The organism is Allobacillus saliphilus, from assembly GCF_018138385.1.
Lineage (GTDB): Bacteria > Bacillota > Bacilli > Bacillales > Alkalibacillaceae > Allobacillus > Allobacillus saliphilus.
In genome coordinates this window covers 1-17318 of record NZ_JAGSIE010000003.1, presented here as the reverse complement: position 1 = coordinate 17318, position 17318 = coordinate 1, and the positions used below count along the sequence as shown (strand labels likewise).

Sequence of the window (17318 nt, the reverse complement as noted above, 5' to 3'; positions counted from 1 at the left end):
TGCGCCCTATTCTGGAAATTATGCGACCAACCTGAAAATTTATGCGCCCTCAAGCGGGCATGGGTGTCCTCTCTATGCCCTGATCGAGAATATACAACCCACTCCCGCTCATTCCAATAAATTCAACAATTCCTTCGTGGCCATCGTAGGTTCAACACCTAACTCCCGCTTCAACACATCCTCACAACGTTTGTACCATTTCAACGCTTGTGGTCGGTTGTCTTGCTGATAATAACTGAAGATCGTCAACCGGTACGCCTCCTCCCAAGTAATCTCCTGTTGTAAAATTCGTTGGCACCAATAAAGGCATCGATTGTACTCATTCAACCGAACGGAAACTTGCGCCAAATATTCTGCGCCTTGTAAGAACAATACTTGCAATCGCTCTCGTTCGCTCAACACCCAATCGGAAGGGCCTCGGGTGGATAAATAATCCCCTTCATATAACTCCAACCCTTTCAAAAGCAGCTCTTTCGCTTGCGTTGGATTTTTTTCATCCATTCCCGCTAAAATCAAATGTTCGAATTCATCGACATCCAATTCAATGCCCGCTCGAGGATTCAGTCCATAAGCGTTTCCATCCCGTTTGATAAAAAAGGATTCCTGTCTCGCTTTCCGCTTTGGCTCGACCACTTTCAACAACTGATTCAGCGTCACCTTTAGTTTTTTATTGGCACTCGCTTCGCTTTCACCAGGCCATAGAGCTTCGAAAATTTCATCTTTCCTTACTAGTTTGCTACGTTTTGTCACCAGCAGCTCTAACAATTCTTTCGCTTTCTCCCGTTGCCACATTGAATCTCGCACAATATTCGGTCCAATGGCAACTTCTAATCGTCCAAGCGTTCGGATATGTAACGTATAACCTGGATGATTATCGACATGGTTAAAGCCAAGTTCATGAATTAACCGACCAATATATTTCTGTTGAATTCCTTGTTCATAAGCCTGATGCAATAATGGAATCATCACCTGTAAATCATTCGGACCGAGAAGTGTCTTCTTTCTCAGAAAGAATTCATAGCTTTTTGACTGCATAATGAGTGCAAACTGCTCCATCTTTTCATAAAAATCAGCCCAATCTTCTGTTTGATGACTCAAATACGCCTGCCAAAATGTAACGACCATTTTTCCGTAATCATCTTCACACGTATGGAAATACAGTGAAGCATCTTCGAAAAATTCAGCTGCTTTATTCATTCGATTAGACTGAAGTGAACTGATTCCTAAACAAACTAAAATAAGCGCAGAAAGCCATAGGTCATTCACTTTTTCCGTTTCTTGCAAACCTTTCATGCCCGCTTCCAACGCTTTTTCGTGCTCTTGGTTGTTGGCATACAACATGCACAGCCCCATGTATGGCTCTGCTTTACCACGCGAAACATTCAACTCTTCCATAATCGCTAATGCATTTTCGTAACAAGCTTCCGTCGTTTGTTGATCATACCGTTGCAATAGTTGTTCAGTATGTCCGAGTCGCATCCAGCCACATGCTTCAACAAAAGGAGAATCATACATGACGCCTTGTTGCAGACCAATCTCCGCGTATGTCTTGCCTTTTTCCGGTTCGCCTAACATGGAATAGATGATTGATAATAAAATATCCGTGTTCCGGTGTGATTTTGGCAACTGATTGTATTCCACTTCTGCCATCTGTTCTTTTTTATCTAATAAAAATCGTTTCGCACGCTCCAATTCACCAGTTCGCAAATAAATCCGCGCCTCCAAATTGACGTCATCCAAAAATAGATTCGACCGCTTCGCCTTCTCCAACCACATACCTGCTTTTTTTGCAGATCCAGAATTGATCAAGTTTTCGCCGAGCATATAGTAAAGTCGAGCTAAATCCTCCTGGTTATCACTATGCTGCTCGCGGTACCGAATCGCTTCCTCTAATAACCGTTTAGCCTTAAGCGGCCGAATGGTATCCAAATAAATATGCGCTTTCCCTTCCGAAGCTAAACTGATGACGTCCGTTCGGTCCTCCACTCGCGCCAGTGAAATGGATTGGTCATATAACTTCTCAGCGTCTTCATAGTTCGATCGGTATCGAAAAACTTCTCCTTTCAAGAAAATCAATAACGGCTCATCGGAAGGAACCGAAACAAGCTGTTTTTCGAGAAGCTCTAGCTTCCCTTCTTTCAACAAAGCAAGTCCGTGTTCTGCCAACAGTGCAGCAATTTTACCCGTAGCCTGAATCTCTTGATAGTGTTGGATCGCCCGCTCATAGTTTTGATTGCTCTCGAAAAATTCTGCAGCTGAGATTTGTAATTGGTGAAAACGATCGCTATCTTGCTGCTTCAATCTTTTTTCCAAAAACACTTTAAAGAGGGCGTGATAGCGAAAATTCTCATCATCGATTTTTTGTAAAAATAAATTTTGATTGCTCAGTCTTTCTAACTGCTCACCCGCTTGATCTTGTTCTAACACTTCCTCAATCGTCGGTGTAGAAATCGTCTCAAACACACTCGTATCAAGTAAAAATTGTTGAATTTCAATAGGTTGCTTCATTAAAATCTCGAGCATCATATACTCAAATAAATCATTCAGTGATTCCGTTTGGTTCAGCAATAAATTTTGAACCGACTCGCCCATTTTTAACTGTTGGACAAACATCGTACAAGCAATCGTCCAACCTTCTGTCAGCATATGAATTTTATGTACAGCTTCTTCTGAAAGCTCGATCCCATGTAAATCAAAAACCAAATGCTCCAGCTCTTCCTCGTTCAACTTCAAATCGTCCTGCTTTACTTCAAGCAACTCACTCTTCACTCTCATCTGCGATAAAATCGGCCAGTCAGGCAGATTCCGAGAAGACAGCACAAAATGAATGTGATCTGGGAGATGTTCGATGAATAGTTGAAGCCATGTGGAAATTGGATCGGACTGCATTAAATGGTGTGCATCATCGATGATTATGATAAGTCGTTCTTGTTCTTGGCTCAACTCATTAACGACCATCGCCATAAACGACCAAATATCCGCATCTTGAATCGCGTGGTCCAATGATTCCATTTCTTCAATAATATGTTGACCGAATTGAGCAATGTTTCTCCGAATTGAATAAATAATTTTTTTCATAAAAGGAAGGAAGTCATGGTCATATGCAGATACCGAAAACCAACTGACACGCTCGCTCGTTGTTTCAACAAACTGGCTAATTCCAGTACTCTTTCCATAACCTGCACTAGAATAAATCAATGTTAGCGGATATTCTGGAATGAATCGCAGCTTTTTCTGCAAACCCGCGCGCATGACAAAGTGATCCCTAATTTTCGGCGGCGTAAACTGAGAAACAACAATTGGCACGGTACGCATACAACTCCCCCTCACTTATTAGAATATTATGATACTTTTAATTTTAGCACACTGATACTAGATTGTAAGTAGGGTGAAAAAATAGAAAAGGTAGAAGTCATTGGATGGTATTGAAAACAGATTGCTGATTTATGTTGATATGATATCGATGAAGGAAATCAATTCGAGGGTAGGTATCCGGATTTCTGTTTTGTCCTCGATTTAGATGCTCTATTCATAGATAGGGCTTCGAAATTTTACTCTAACTTCGATTAGAGGTGCTCTTTACATGGATAGAGAGCTAAAATTTTCTTCTACCCTCTTTTAGAAATTTCCTACTTCCACAAACAAAGCGAATTGTTCACTTGCCAAATAGCAAAAATCCGAACGAAAATTCGTTCGGATTTATTGATTCATTCAATTTCGATCGATTATCCAAATTGGATATCCCTGACTAGCTCCCGTAATGGCTCGTCCCAATAGTGTGCATACTGACTCGCATATTGGTAGGCTTCGTATTCAGATTGGCCGATCTCAGGGGAGATTCCTCCATTTTGAAGATTATCTAAAATGCCCATCACAACGATGACTTGATTATTTGATTGAATGGCAGCTTGAATCGTTTTCTTTAATTCTTTCTCACTTTTTCCAGCCTTATAATCAAACAACACTTTATGATACATCATTTCAGTTGTTTGTTCTGGAAACGCATCAAATAGCGCTTGTGCTTGATCAAATTTTTCGAGTTCGATCAGCAACGGAATTAAATCATAACGAACACCAAGATTATCATTCTCGTTTAAATACATGATACGCTCAAAATACTTGGTTGCTTTTTCCTGATTATTTGTTTCGAGAAGATATTGCGCATATGCATATAAACCACGCATATATGGTCTTGTTTCAACCATCATCCAATAAGAACCAGCATTTTCCCTCTCGAATTCATCATCGAATTCCTCTTCTCCGATTTTCAATGCATCTGTCAAATAGCGTTTTCTCTCATCGAGTGGAAGGTGAGATGAATAGAGAACGAGTGCATCGATATAACTAGGATTGATGTTCAACACTTTTTCAAGTATCTCTTTTTGCTGCTGAGGTGGCGCTTGGACCGCTTCTTCGAACAATCTTTCAGCTTCGGTTTTATCCGGCATCATTCCTACACCACCGGTTTCATTCCACTTCTGAATAAATTGTTCGAACTCTTCCTCACTCTCAAAAGTTTGTTCGTTCAACGCGCGAAACATATCTTCTGTCGGACTGGAAAAATCCGCTGCTGGAGATTGTCGGGTAATAATCGGCGATTCCATTTTATCATCAAAATATTCCTCAATTTGTTTTTTTCGGTTACTAATCGACCCAGTTGTTGTTTGATATTTTTCAGCTAAATATTTGAGTGTCACCTTTTTATAATCCTCTGGATAAAGATCTACTCGATAAGCATGCTCAAAAGCCGCAATCATTGGTTCCGGTTTATTGATTTGAATATAATTAATGCTTGCCATATTTTCCCACTCAGCAATCATATCATCAATGACATCTTTATTTCCGGGTTTCTGAAGCTGACGAATCCCTTGCAAAACTTCCTCTTCTTCCGGAAGCAAGGATAATGGACCAATCATATCTTCAGTCGCTTCTTCCATCATTTCATCTAAATGATCAATTGCCGGAAAGATATAATCAGTTGTTCGTAAAAAATCATCAATACTTTTTCCTTCTTCATCTGCTGCATACTGAATCAATTGTTTCAAAAGCTCCATTTCATCATCCAAGATTTCTATTAGTTCATGCGGAAATATTTGATATGGACCACACTGCACGGGGAGACCAAAAACACAGTCTAATTCCGGGTCGTTTGTGTGGAATCCTAAAAGAAGCGACGTTTCTTCTTCGGTGAATACATTTTTCGCACGCGCGACACCATTTTCCATTTCAATAATTTCAAAAAATGACGGCTCAACCTTATGCCATTCATCCATACTTCGGATGACAGACTCCCGTCGTTCTTTTTTCTTTTGGCGCTCGATAACATGATCAAGATAAGATTTACTCTCTTCCTTTTCCTCATTTCGTAACGCGTTCAACAGCTTAGATACTTGATATACAAAATCAAGATCATTGTCTTCAAGTTCCACAAACTGAGTCGGCAATAAATGCGTATAGTTCTCTGTAATCTCAAAAATCATTCGTTGAAACGCTTGGATGGTTTCTTCAAACATCCCTTGAGATACCATCCCTGCCACTTGTTGACTATTATTTAAACAACACTTTTTATACTTTTTTCCACTCCCACATGGGCAAGCATCATTTCGACCAGGCATATATTCACCTCATTTAAGTTCATTTGTTTCAGTATACTCAACTTGATATAATCAGTAAACATAGACGATAAGGAGGTATTCCGTGAAACTTCACTTCTTAATTGGTATTTGGCTCGGGTTCTTTCTCTCATTTTTGATCGCTGGTTGGTTTGAAGGTGAGTTTAATTGGGCTTTCCTAATTGCTTCATTGATCGGTGGTACGCTAGCTCACTTTTTACTCATCGTTCCACTTTCACGTAAATATCCTCATAAAGAATCAAAATAACATAACAAGAAGCGGAACACTAACGACAATTGCTATGACGCGAATCGTATGTACCATGATGACGACAGGCATTTGGGCACCGAACTCTTCGGAAATAATTGTCACTTCACTCATCCCGGCTGGAGCTGAACTGCAAAAGGACGTTACCATATCGAATTGAAAAATACGATGAAGTACCCACGTTAAAATGACGGCAAGTATTAGGTGTGCAATCGGCGCCAACAGTGCAACCTTCCAAACGGATTGAATCGCCTGGAATGTTTCTGTCGTAAAAGCCAGTCCGATACTTCCGCCAATAATACTTTGCATCACTTTTTTTGCACGAAAGCTAAACGTCGGCAAGTTTTTTCTCACAAATTGATAGCCACCAACCGCAAATAACGACCCTAGCAATGTACCGAGAGGAATGCCTGAATAAAAGCCTGCCGTACCGCCCGCAAAAGCCAACACGACCACAAAAATCCACTTATCCATTGATATCCCCCTCCCTCTTTCTCAATCGCATCGCTAGTTTCAGCAATACCGGAAATAGGCTCATAATGACAATGACGCGCACGAGATGAACGAGCACAACGGTCGGTGCATCTAAGTTTAGTTCTTGTGCCAATGTGGCCACTTCAACAATCGCACCAGGTGATACCGCTAAGGTTGCTAAAACAGGATTGGTTCCAGTTATCCAACCGAGCGTTGCACCAGCCAACCCTGTAAAAATAACGACAATGACCACGACCGCTACTAAGCTTTTCCCAAGTGTGATCAGTTGTTTTTTATTTATCTTAATGAGTGACAATCCAAGCATCGCACCGAGCAACACTTGAATGACGAATGAAATCGAAACGGTTCGTTCTAAATGTAAAATATCAAAATACTTCGCCAAACCGACCGCAAACATCGATCCGAGGACGACGCCAACCGGAAATCGAGAAAAATAACCAATTGCACCGCCGATTAATGCGAGAATAAGATAAAAGATAACTGAAGCTGTCATAGTCTATCGGTCCCTTTCATGCGAACATCTATTTTCCATATTATCGGAGATTCTATAGAAAAGAAACCTAGTGAGTGGGAATGGACTTTGAAGTGGGGCTCATATTTTTTAATATGAGGCACATAAATTTGATTTTTGAGGCCATATTTTTTTGGATTGGTACCATATATTTCGCGGTTGGACGCATATCAATCATGCCAGGCTCATTTCCTCGAAAATCTGGCACATATCCCATCGCGGCGATTCCATGACAAACGTCAACAACTTTTCTATAATGGTACAAGTGAATCACAAAGGAGTTTCAACATGAGTTATATACGTTTGCAGTCGACGGGCATTTTACTAATGGGAATAACGTATTTGATTTCCCAATTCATAGACTCGCCGCTTCTACCAAAATTGGTCAGTATTTTCGCTTTTATCACATTAGTTCTTTTTATCCCTTATTTAACAAAGGTTCCAAGGATTCTCATTAGCTCTTTGTTGATTTTGACGATCCTCTTGTCCATTTTCGGCGAAGGGCTTTTGACGATGCTTTGGAGCTTTGACGAAAATGCGGGGCTTTTAGCGATCTTTATTTTCGTTCCGCTTATTTCCATTCCGATTAAAGCAGGTAGATACTTAGATTCCATGGATGTTATTTTTACCTCATATGTTCGTTCAACAAAACAACTCTATAACTATTTGGCCTTCTCAACAATGGGAGTTGGCTCAGTAATGAACTTAGGTTCTATTCCGATTATTCACCAATTAACGAGCACGGAAGCATTCGATCATCATATGGATACGAAGTTACGGGCAATGAACCGCGGATTTTCAATGGCCTTCATGTGGTCCCCGTATTTTATTTCCGTTGCCCTCGTTTTGAGTTATTTCGATATTTCTTGGTTAGAACTATTCCCGTATGGTTTTGCACTCGCTCTTATCGGTATGGTTATCGGGACGATTGCTCAAGGGAAAAATTCTCAGCCAATCGCTGTTCAACAAGAGGCCGTTGATGAACAAACATTGAAAAATGCTCGGCGAAAAGTGATGCAGCTACTAACGCTCATCATCACGATGACAGGCATCACCATCTTGTTGGAGCAATTTGTTGATTTATCGATGATCACGATCGTTCCACTCGTCGCGATTGGATTTTCGACCGTATGGACATTGTTTTACTTATCACCGAAGCAATTTGCTGAAAAATTATCCGAGTACGCTCAAGATCGACTACCGAAAATGGGGAATGAGCTATCATTATTCATTGCAGCTGGTGCATTCGGGTATGCAATTATCCAAGCTGGCGCAAGCGACTTAGTTATCTTCTTCTTGCAATCAACCGGCATTACACATGTGCTCGTTCTATTGCCATTAATTGCTTTACTCATTAACGTGTTGTCATTTATCGGCATCCACCCAATTATTACAAACACGGCACTCGCGACGACATTTAGTTCATCAATCATTTTTGCTGGCGACCATCTGATTCTCAGTCTCGGCATTTTGAGCGGATGGATGCTGACCATTATGATCTCGCCATTCTCAGCAACAAACTTAATGGTCGGAAACCTCGTCGGAAGCAATTCATTACGCGTCGGTTATAAGTTAAACTTCCATTTTGGCTTGCTCATCTATCTCGTACAATACTTAATGATTTGTGGATTTTATTATTTTCTATAAGGAAAACCCGCCTAGCAAACTGGCGGGCTTTTTTATATGGATGATTTTATGGGGTTTAGCTTGAGCGGTTGGAGTGCTGGTTTGAACGGTTAGCGAGATTCTTTAAACAGTTGCAGCGACATTTTGAACGGTTGGAGCAACTCTTTGAACGGTCAGCGTCTCGGATTGAACGTTCACGCGTTAACTTTGAACGGTCACGCACGCCCCTGCCTTACGAAAATTAAAAACTTCAGGATTCCTCCTGAAGTTTTCCTTACTTAACCCGATAAAGCCAGTCGTGACTGCGTACTTCTCGTTGGCATTCACCTTTTCTTCGTAAAAATTCCAAGTGGGCCAACGCTTCACCAATCGCAAAGCGCATCTCATGAGTGGTCAAGCGGTCACCAAACAAATACTGACACACTTCATAAACAGTCTTTCCGTCTCTTAGTTGATCGAGAATATCATTCAGGCGATCTTCATGATGCTTCACAATCTCATCAATTCGTTTATTCGCTCCATGGAAAGGCTCGCCGTGCGATGGAATGACATAATCAACATCCAACCGTTTAATTTTTTGCAACGACTCCATAAAGGTTTGAAGTGGATTTTGATCACCCATAAACATATAAGAAACATTCGGCGTAATCTTCGGTAAAATATGATCGGTCGATAGCAACACATTTTTCTCTTGATTATATAAAGTAATCAACCCTGGAGCGTGACCCGGTGTAAAAATGACCTCATACTCATAGTTTCCTATTTTAATAAGATCGCCTTCATTTACATATCGATTCACTGAAGGCTCAGGCATGACAAAGTCCCTAGACTCTTTCGTATTCTCACTAATTCCATCAGCTATTTCTTGCGGTATTCCAACGGCTTGATAATAAGCGCGTATCGTTTCCACTGTGTTTTCTGACCAATTTCTTTTTCTCGCTCGCTCAGTAGTTTGCGTCATCAACACTTCAGCGCCAGTCTGTTGTTGCAGCTCGCCCGCATAGCCAGAATGATCCGGATGATAATGTGTAATCAATATTTCTTTCACTTCTTTATCGGATAAATGACTTTGCCAAATCTCCTTGGTGACTGGTCGGTTTAACGCCGTATCCATCACGAGCCATCCATCTTGACCTTCCGCTAAAAAACAATTGACATGATTCAACCGAAAAGGAAGCGGAATTGTAACTTTGGTTATTCCTAGTTCCTCTAACATTCAATACCTCCAGCGATTTTAATGGATTCAGTTATCTGATAATTAAATCATGCCATTTTTTTAACAAAAAATCTATGAAGTTCATGTGAATTCCTGTCGAAACGTAATAGATTCTATCGATTACTAGGAAGAAAGTCTTGTTTATTTTATGAAAGTGCCATACGATTTGATCTGTCTATGTTAAGGAGATGTAACAATTGCAACAATTACCTGCATGCTTGTTAATACATAAAAAATCGTGGAGCACATCACTATGTAGCCCCACGATTTTTTATTCTTATTGATTAATTGCGTCCATTGATTGGACAAGTCCATACCCATATTCACGCTGAGCACCTAATGGCTCGGCTGTGTCACGCAATAATTGACGCAATTGAACATTGGATAAACCAGGCTTCGCTTGCCAAACTTGCGCTGCAACACCCGCGACATGCGGTGAAGCCATTGATGTGCCATTATACGAATCATAGCCATTCCCAGGAACCGTACTTAAAATTTGCACGCCAGGAGCGGATAATTCAACTTGAGAACCGACACTTGAAAAAGATCCGCGTTGATTATTTTCATCAACCGCTGCAACAGCTACCACGGAATCATACGCAGCTGGGTAACCAACTGTATCGAACCATAGGAAGCTTCCTTCATTTCCTGCGGCCGCTACAACGAGAATGCCAGAATCATAGGCAAGATCACTATACTCTTTTAAAATACTAGAACTAGATGAACCGCCTAAGCTCATATTAATAACGTCCATATTGTTTTGGATCGCCCATTCAATTCCTTCAGCGATATCTGCATACGTACCGCTTCCTTGATTATCTAGAACTTTTACTGCATACAGCTCGACATTTGGTGTTACACCAAGCACACCTAAATTATTATCTTGTGCAGCAATTGTTCCTGCAACATGTGTACCATGCCCGCTACCATCATTATATGGATCCGCATTTGCGCCACTATCGTATGCAGAGAATCCACCGGCAACGTTTAAATCCGAGTGACTGCGATCAATTCCTGTGTCCAGCACAGCAACCTTTACACCATCACCACTAAAACCATTATCTTGCGCAGTCGTTCCTTCTACTTGAGGAATCCCATAGGGTACCGTCTGCCCATACGCCTTAGCTTTAGCGTTTTCTTCCACAAATTTAATTTGCGGGTGGTTCTTTAACCCTTTCGCTTGTTTGTCTGTTAACTCGATTTGATAGACATCGAGCAACTCAAAATCACGTAATACATTCCCGTCGTTCACCCCAAAAGCTTGAAGAATTCCTTTTTTGGCAGGACCGTCAAACATGACCATATAATCTTTTTTCTCTTTCTTGTCTGCAGATACACCGGTCTGAAATGCCAATAGCACCAAGATCACTGCACTTAAACCAACTAAAAACTTCTTCATTCGAAACTTCCTCCTTTTGGGTATGTTTTAGCAAAAGATGACGTTTCCTGTTGTGTAAATGAAATGTAACACTTTTGTGAACTTTCTTTAATAGGTAAATTGAATGAAAATTCAGTTTAATGTTTTATGGATAAAAGTGCTAAAACGGTGATTTGCTAACTAAGCAAATTCCTTAAAATGGATACAACCGGGTTGCAAATGTAGTTTCATGGAGGGTTTTGTCGAAAACTTTCAATCGTATGAACTAGGCCAATGGACATTTTTCAACAAAAAAAGCTGGAACAAAATTTTGTCCCAGCCTCTTTCTGTTTTTTATTCGATTTTACTAAGGAAGTACTCTCCATCTTTTTCGACAACGGTATAAGTCCACTCATACGTGTTTGTTTCGCTTTCACCGCTTTCATAGTTAATGGTGATTTCTTCTCTGGATTTAGCCTTCCATCCATCACCACTTTCCTCAACGGATAACACTTCGAACGATTTTAACTCTTCAGTCGTTCCTGCTTCATATAACCGTTTCACAAGCGATTGCTGGTCACTTTCCAAACTACTGCCTGATAAAATATACGGTGAAACGAGCGAATAATCTCCCGCATTGATGGCTTCCACTAAATGCTCCACATACTCACCGACTCGAACTGGAATCACTTTCCCCGGATCACCAGCCGCTTCCTCTACTGTTGTTTCCAACAAACGAACGTCACCATCGTACGTATAGTCAAACGTCTGCTCACTATCCGGAAAACCGAACATAGACAGATGGTCCACAACAACCCACTCACCATCACGGTAATTCAATTGATAGTGTCGGTTATTATTCCGGTAATCCGCCAAATCACTTTCACTCGGTTCAGCGTATGAATTGACGATCATTTCTTCTTCCGTTACCGGAACCGTCACATGCCATTCACCTTGGTCATCCTTTCCAAAGCTCATCATAGTCGGATGGATATTGAAATTCTTATAGTGCAACCCACTATACCACTCATCATTACTGTCAAAAGTCCCGTACATCGATTCATAATTATTTTCATACGAATTCCGCAGTCCAGCATTCATGTCTTCAAGTAAACTGAAATCTCTTGTTTCAAAACTCGTCAAAACAGTTTCATAATGATTCTGCAGCCCATCTGCCAACTGCTCAGCCAATTCCTCGTTTACCTGGAAATCCAAGCGTACATATTCTGAATCAATATGCTGCTCGCCAGTTGACATCGTTCCCCACGGAAAATCAACCTGGTATTCATACGTCGACTGCTCATCCAGTAGAAACGGACCGATTTCCTCGTTAAAAATCGGATCACTGACTTCGTTGCCACTCACGATTAATTTTTCTTCGTAATCATGCTGAAAACCCGTTTCAAATGTTAAATAATCGACATCAAATTCTGGTGAAACATATTCACTTTTGTCGGCAATATAGTGCTCCCTTTGCTCCTCTAACTTCATCCACTCACCCTCATAGGTGAATGTGAACTGGTGAAACCCTCGCACAAGCGGGCCTACCTCAAAAGAACTCTCGCGTTCTGAAAATGTATGAAGGTCCTCTTCCAAATCATTGGATAACATCAAGCCATCCAACGTTGATTCAATTGTCACATAACTCGGTATGACATAGACGCGGTATGTATCTTTCAAAAATCCGTCCTTTTTAACCAAGTACATTTCATCCCAGTATGTTGAAAAATCACTTATCGTCTGATCATCTTCCTCAAGCAATTCACTTTGCTCCTGCAAGTCACGCTTCACTTGATCTAAACGATTTTTATTTTCTTTTAAATAATTCACATACACTTCAATGCTTTCTTTAGAAATTTTTTCTTCCGTATCAGCAAAATACATCGAACCCGCTAAAGACTCATAATCATCCGCTTCAATTGCATCCACCACACCATTGACATAGCGATCCGGTGAATTGATAAAAGATAAAGTGAAGTAACCGGCCAAAATAACAAGCGCAACACCTAAACCAATCGACAATAGCATCTTATGTCTTTTGATGAAAGTTGCAAAATCCTCTTTCTTCTCCTTTTGGCGCGTCGGCTGAATCGTTGCCGCCTGGTTGCTCTTCATCGATTGTTCACTTGAATGATTCAATTGATCGCTTGCCGATGATTCAACTTTTTTCCCGCAATTCGAACAAAAAGCTGTCGAATCTGACAATTCCGTCCCACATTCTGAACAAAATTTCATTCTCTCTTCCCCTTTATTCTATTATTCTAGTTCTATAGTAATATACTATCTAAAAATTCCTACAAAAGAAAGAGCATTTCTAGTTTGTGCAGCCTAATTCGCTAAGTATTCCATTAATTCCTCTCTCGAATAAACCTCCGCTACCTCTTCTCGAAGCAAATAATAATCGACCAATGCTGCTGTTGAAATTCCAAAAGCTTCTTTTATTCCTGCACCAATTACTTTCAAATACGTGATGGAAGGAGTGATTCGTTCGTCCGGATCAATGGCATGGGGATGCGTAAACGTATAGATGGGTCGTCCCTCTTTTTCACCGACGTCAAGGACTTTTCCATACATCTTCGTCGAATCGATGACATACTCACCCATTGATTCCAGTTGATTGAAATCAATCTCCAACATCATGTCGTTATTTTCTTGACGAACGACATCCACATATTGCTCCTTCGTAATCAAATACATCCGTCCATACGTTGGGCGTTCAGGGTCGGAAGTCGTATCAATAAACCCGACTCCTTTATTGTCCCATCGACTCGACCGTTTCGCGAAAAACATCGGAAAATCAATCATGACATTTTCGGCACGCAACGGAAGACTTTGATCACGACAACCAACCTCACTTACGGTACCACCAGGCGGAATGTCACCAAAAATATACGCATAAAAACGATCTTGGTTTATATTCGATCCGTAGCTGGCATACCAAACGTAATTTTCCATGATGAACTCCTCCTTCAACTTTTATGGAGATAACAAAACAATTGGCGCGACTCATATAACCGAGTTGCGCCAATTCACTTACTTTACTCGTCGTTTCATGAAATACTGAATTGCCATAAACGCTAATATCCCTGTCGTCACGACAATGACTACAATCAATAACTTATTCGGTTCATCCGGCGTATAACCAGAAGAATAGTGTTTTACCTTCACTTCATTTGCCGAATCGGTATCCGCTTCAACGACTTCTTCTTCAGGTTTACTTTTTACCAACCGAACTTCTTGGAAAAACCCGTCCGTCACTCGTTGGTTCGAGAAAATATTGCTACCGATTCCGCCAAGAGTTGCATCTTCCTGCTCTTCTTCATCCACGACATCTTCTGCTGCTTCATCTTCTTCTGGTTCTTCTTCTTCGAGTTGTAAATCTTCTAAGTCAGGATCTTCTTCATATGTAGACTCTCTATGTGGTGACTTTGTTGAGGATGGTGGTTCAGTAGATGTATTTGAGTCGTCTCGGGTGTTTGTTGGTTTGTTTGTGTTTTCTGGTGAAGTGTTTTTTCCATCATCTATATTGCTTGATTCTTTATCCTCTTCTTTTGTTGCAGGATCCTCTTCCTGATTTGCACTTTGTTGATCATTTTTATTTGATTCAGTTGGATCATTCTTGTCTTTGTCAGGTTTCTTATTTTCATCAGGCTTCTTATTAGGCTTTGAATCCTCGGGGTTACTTGGATCATTTGTTGATCCGCTTGAATCCTCTTCATTTAACGATCCATCGTCAGGTGATTCCCCCTCATTATTCCCGCCTGGCTGAGTTGCTCCATTCTCCTCTTCCTGAGGTGTTTCAGTCTTGCCCGGTTCCGAGTCTTCGGCTGGTGAATTCTCTTGCTGCACAGCAGGGCCTTCTTGACCTTGTTCTTCAGCAACCATATGCACGGGCAAAACAAGCAACCCTAAAATCGCCAAGATTGCACTCCAATGTTTTCGTTTCATTTCCGTCTCTCCCAACTTTATGGAAATTCGACTAAGTTAGGTAGATTATATCATTCTTTGCTAAAACTTTCCTCCATTCGATAAAGTCTTACTCTAAAATGTCGCGGGAAAATTCGATCCCCTAATGACAGACCGAATACACTTTTCTAACCCTTCAACCTTTTAAAAAACGGCTAACCTTCAATTAATCATTTCACGTTTTTACAATGTTTTGCTATGATATAAATAATCTGCAAACGAAGGAGAACCATTGATGACAAAAAACTTACACTTACGACCGTTAGAAAAAAGCGACTTAGAATTCATGCATAACATGCGCGTTAATTCAGACGTGATGGACTATTGGTTTGAAGAGCCATACACAACACTTGAAAAAATGAACACGATGTATGAAAACAGCCAAGACAACGATTCGCACCGGCAATTTATTTTGTACCAAAATGATGAGCGAATTGGTTATGTAGGCCTTTTTGATATTGAAACAAGACACCGAAACGCAGAATTCGGAATTATGATTGCACCCGAGCATCAAGGCAAAGGTTATGCTGCAGACGCGACTCGATTAACTGTCGAGTATGGATTCAATAAAGTGAACCTACGCAAACTATATTTATACGTAGATGAAGTAAACGAAAAAGCCGTCCATATTTACAAGAAACTCGGCTTCCAAGTAGATGGTACACTACGTGAACATTACTTTGTAAACGGAGAATATCATGATGCTTATGTGATGAGTTTGCTGCGGAAAGATTATACATTTGGTCAGTAAATAGTCACCAACGTAAAAAAGGCTGCCCATGTAGGACAGCCTTTTTCAATCAATTATTCTGCTCTCGTAAGGACCTCTGATTCACCAGAACTTACATGTTCCATTGTTAACTCGTCACCATCGACGTTGAATGTCACTTCTTCAGTTTCATCCATCATGGAGATTTCATACAGGTCATCTTTAATATGTTTGAGGTCAATTTCTAAGGCCATGCCCATATCTTCCCCGAATTTCATTGCATCCTCAGTAATCTCAACGATTGCACCTGTGCTATCTTCCCATTTTCCTTCGATGCTTTGTCCACCGCAGGCTACTAACAATAGAAAACCTGCCATTAAGACGGTCATCAATAACTTTCTCCATAATATCTCTACCATTTATTCAATTGCTGAAATTTATCCTCTATGTATATAAAACTTCAGTCTCTTCTTTAGTGTATCACAATTTCGGATTGTACGACTTTTTTCTACAATATTCGACAACTTATCAGCTAAGCCAATACACCAACACAGGGACGAACAAAGGCATCACCAACGTCACTACCAAAAAAGATAACGTACTGATTGCCCCTGAATAGTCATCTTCCTCCATCAACCTCGACGTACCGATTGCATGTGCAAGCGCACCCATCGCGACGCCCTGTGCCAGTTTACTTTGAACATTAAATCGCCGATAAATCATCGGACCGACGACCGCGCCAAGCATGCCGCACAAGGTACAGATAATCGCAACCAATGATGGAATACCGCCGTATATTTCTGCCAAGTCAATCGCTACTGGAGTTGTAATATTTTTCAGCATCGCCGTAACGATATAATTATGGCTCACTGGAAATAACGACAAAACCAATGCACCAGTAACGACACTTAACAACGAAGCAACAGTTACCCAACCAATGATTTTGACTCCACTTTTCAAAAGCATTGTTCGGTATTTGTACAAAGGGTAACTCAGTGCAACTACTGCCGGACCGAGCAACCAATCAATCCATTTGGCTGATGCATAATACTGTTCATACGATTGACCCGATAAGACTATGACACTGATCAATGCTATGGTCGTTGTGAATACAGGAAGTAAATAATTTTTCTTGCGCTTTTTATAAACCCACTGTGCTGCTAAAAAAACAACAGTCGTCATGACTAGCCACACGAAGAACCACCTGCTTTCCGGTCCATCATTATAGCCACAAACATCATGACAAATAATGAACTAATGAACAGTAATGCGAAAAACGATAATCCAAACCAACTGACTAAATGCTCATACTGCAAAACACCTACCGTTACAGGAACAAAAAATAACGGTAAATAGCTGATGAATAACTCAGCTCCTTCTTTGACCCAGCGGACGAGTCGTTCACCGAAAATGACAAAGACGACAAACAACAACACCATCCCGATCATGCTGCCCGGGAGCCATGGCAATAGAACAACCTGAACGGCTTCTCCAAGTAAATAAAACCCGATGACAAGTAAAATCCCTAGTATGTAAGTAATCATGAACACCTCGATCA

15 protein-coding genes are annotated in these 17318 nt (G+C 40.7%); 3 read left to right on the top strand and 12 right to left on the bottom strand.

Annotation, left to right across the window (positions count from 1 at the left end; translation table 11 throughout):
* Positions 1–108: 108 nt before the first annotated feature.
* Positions 109–3315, bottom strand: a complete 3207-nt coding sequence (locus KC820_RS00380; RefSeq protein ID WP_212367077.1) for an AfsR/SARP family transcriptional regulator — start codon at positions 3313–3315, stop codon at positions 109–111.
* A gap of 410 nt (positions 3316–3725) precedes the next feature.
* A complete protein-coding gene (locus KC820_RS00375; RefSeq protein WP_212367076.1) occupies positions 3726–5615 on the bottom strand; it encodes an SEC-C metal-binding domain-containing protein in 1890 nt (629 codons plus the stop codon).
* An 82-nt stretch (positions 5616–5697) separates the two neighbouring features.
* Here KC820_RS00375 and KC820_RS00370 point away from each other — a divergent pair, with 82 nt between their 5' ends.
* Positions 5698–5880 carry a hypothetical protein gene (locus KC820_RS00370; RefSeq protein ID WP_144089125.1) on the top strand — a complete coding sequence of 61 codons (183 nt, stop codon included), beginning with the start codon at positions 5698–5700 and terminating at the stop codon, positions 5878–5880.
* On the opposite strand, the gene KC820_RS00365 is transcribed toward KC820_RS00370, so the two are convergent.
* Both KC820_RS00365 and KC820_RS00360 read right to left on the bottom strand, forming a co-directional pair.
* Positions 5872–6354 carry an AbrB family transcriptional regulator gene (locus KC820_RS00365; protein ID WP_212367075.1) on the bottom strand — a complete coding sequence of 161 codons (483 nt, stop codon included), beginning with the start codon at positions 6352–6354 and terminating at the stop codon, positions 5872–5874. The two genes, KC820_RS00370 and KC820_RS00365, sit on opposite strands and share 9 nt — an antisense overlap.
* Entirely contained in the window at positions 6347–6868 is a 522-nt protein-coding gene (locus KC820_RS00360) for an AbrB family transcriptional regulator (RefSeq protein ID WP_212367073.1), read from the bottom strand. Before KC820_RS00360 ends, KC820_RS00365 begins: the two co-directional genes overlap by 8 nt.
* Positions 6869–7174: 306 nt before the next feature.
* Between KC820_RS00360 and KC820_RS00355 the strand changes: the two genes are divergently transcribed.
* Positions 7175–8533, top strand: coding sequence for a hypothetical protein (locus KC820_RS00355; protein ID WP_212367072.1), 1359 nt, complete (start codon positions 7175–7177; stop codon positions 8531–8533).
* A 253-nt stretch (positions 8534–8786) separates the two neighbouring features.
* Here the strand turns inward: KC820_RS00355 and KC820_RS00350 are convergent, their stop codons facing one another.
* The 5 genes from KC820_RS00350 to KC820_RS00330 all read right to left on the bottom strand — a co-directional run bounded on the left by KC820_RS00350 (position 8787) and on the right by KC820_RS00330 (position 15033).
* Positions 8787–9728 (bottom strand): MBL fold metallo-hydrolase, encoded by a 942-nt coding sequence (locus KC820_RS00350; protein ID WP_212367071.1) that lies wholly within the window; start codon positions 9726–9728, stop codon positions 8787–8789.
* A gap of 277 nt (positions 9729–10005) precedes the next feature.
* Complete coding sequence (locus KC820_RS00345) at positions 10006–11127, bottom strand: S8 family peptidase (protein WP_212367069.1); 1122 nt, start codon at positions 11125–11127, stop codon at positions 10006–10008.
* 312 nt (positions 11128–11439) lie between these two features.
* Positions 11440–13320 (bottom strand): TcaA NTF2-like domain-containing protein, encoded by a 1881-nt coding sequence (locus KC820_RS00340; RefSeq protein ID WP_212367067.1) that lies wholly within the window; start codon positions 13318–13320, stop codon positions 11440–11442.
* Between the two features lie 93 nt (positions 13321–13413).
* Positions 13414–14040, bottom strand: a complete 627-nt coding sequence (locus KC820_RS00335; protein ID WP_212367065.1) for a hypothetical protein — start codon at positions 14038–14040, stop codon at positions 13414–13416.
* Positions 14041–14118: 78 nt separating this feature from the next.
* A complete protein-coding gene (locus tag KC820_RS00330; protein ID WP_212367063.1) occupies positions 14119–15033 on the bottom strand; it encodes a prolipoprotein diacylglyceryl transferase in 915 nt (304 codons plus the stop codon).
* A gap of 253 nt (positions 15034–15286) precedes the next feature.
* Here KC820_RS00330 and KC820_RS00325 point away from each other — a divergent pair, with 253 nt between their 5' ends.
* Positions 15287–15802 (top strand): GNAT family N-acetyltransferase, encoded by a 516-nt coding sequence (locus tag KC820_RS00325; protein WP_212367061.1) that lies wholly within the window; start codon positions 15287–15289, stop codon positions 15800–15802.
* Between the two features lie 53 nt (positions 15803–15855).
* Here the strand turns inward: KC820_RS00325 and KC820_RS00320 are convergent, their stop codons facing one another.
* The 3 genes from KC820_RS00320 to KC820_RS00310 form a co-directional block, all read right to left on the bottom strand.
* Positions 15856–16179 (bottom strand): hypothetical protein, encoded by a 324-nt coding sequence (locus KC820_RS00320; RefSeq protein ID WP_212367059.1) that lies wholly within the window; start codon positions 16177–16179, stop codon positions 15856–15858.
* 109 nt (positions 16180–16288) lie between these two features.
* Complete coding sequence (locus KC820_RS00315; RefSeq protein WP_212367057.1) at positions 16289–16954, bottom strand: LrgB family protein; 666 nt, start codon at positions 16952–16954, stop codon at positions 16289–16291.
* On the bottom strand, positions 16945–17318 hold a 374-nt coding region (locus KC820_RS00310; RefSeq protein WP_212367056.1), incomplete at its 5' end, for a CidA/LrgA family protein. The genes KC820_RS00310 and KC820_RS00315, both read right to left, overlap by 10 nt.

Bases quoted from the DNA above. Each gene is read 5' to 3' on its own strand.
- KC820_RS00375 (WP_212367076.1), bottom strand. From the start codon at position 5,615: ATGCCTGGTCGAAATGATGCTTGCCCATGTGGGAGTGGAAAAAAGTAT.
- KC820_RS00355 (WP_212367072.1), top strand. From the start codon at position 7,175: ATGAGTTATATACGTTTGCAGTCGACGGGCATTTTACTAATGGGAATA.
- KC820_RS00365 (WP_212367075.1), bottom strand. From the start codon at position 6,354: ATGGATAAGTGGATTTTTGTGGTCGTGTTGGCTTTTGCGGGCGGTACG.
- KC820_RS00340 (WP_212367067.1), bottom strand. From the start codon at position 13,320: ATGAAATTTTGTTCAGAATGTGGGACGGAATTGTCAGATTCGACAGCT.
- KC820_RS00345 (WP_212367069.1), bottom strand. From the start codon at position 11,127: ATGAAGAAGTTTTTAGTTGGTTTAAGTGCAGTGATCTTGGTGCTATTG.
- KC820_RS00325 (WP_212367061.1), top strand. From the start codon at position 15,287: ATGACAAAAAACTTACACTTACGACCGTTAGAAAAAAGCGACTTAGAA.
- KC820_RS00320 (WP_212367059.1), bottom strand. From the start codon at position 16,179: ATGGTAGAGATATTATGGAGAAAGTTATTGATGACCGTCTTAATGGCA.
- KC820_RS00335 (WP_212367065.1), bottom strand. From the start codon at position 14,040: ATGGAAAATTACGTTTGGTATGCCAGCTACGGATCGAATATAAACCAA.
- KC820_RS00330 (WP_212367063.1), bottom strand. From the start codon at position 15,033: ATGAAACGAAAACATTGGAGTGCAATCTTGGCGATTTTAGGGTTGCTT.
- KC820_RS00350 (WP_212367071.1), bottom strand. From the start codon at position 9,728: ATGTTAGAGGAACTAGGAATAACCAAAGTTACAATTCCGCTTCCTTTT.
- KC820_RS00360 (WP_212367073.1), bottom strand. From the start codon at position 6,868: ATGACAGCTTCAGTTATCTTTTATCTTATTCTCGCATTAATCGGCGGT.
- KC820_RS00380 (WP_212367077.1), bottom strand. From the start codon at position 3,315: ATGCGTACCGTGCCAATTGTTGTTTCTCAGTTTACGCCGCCGAAAATT.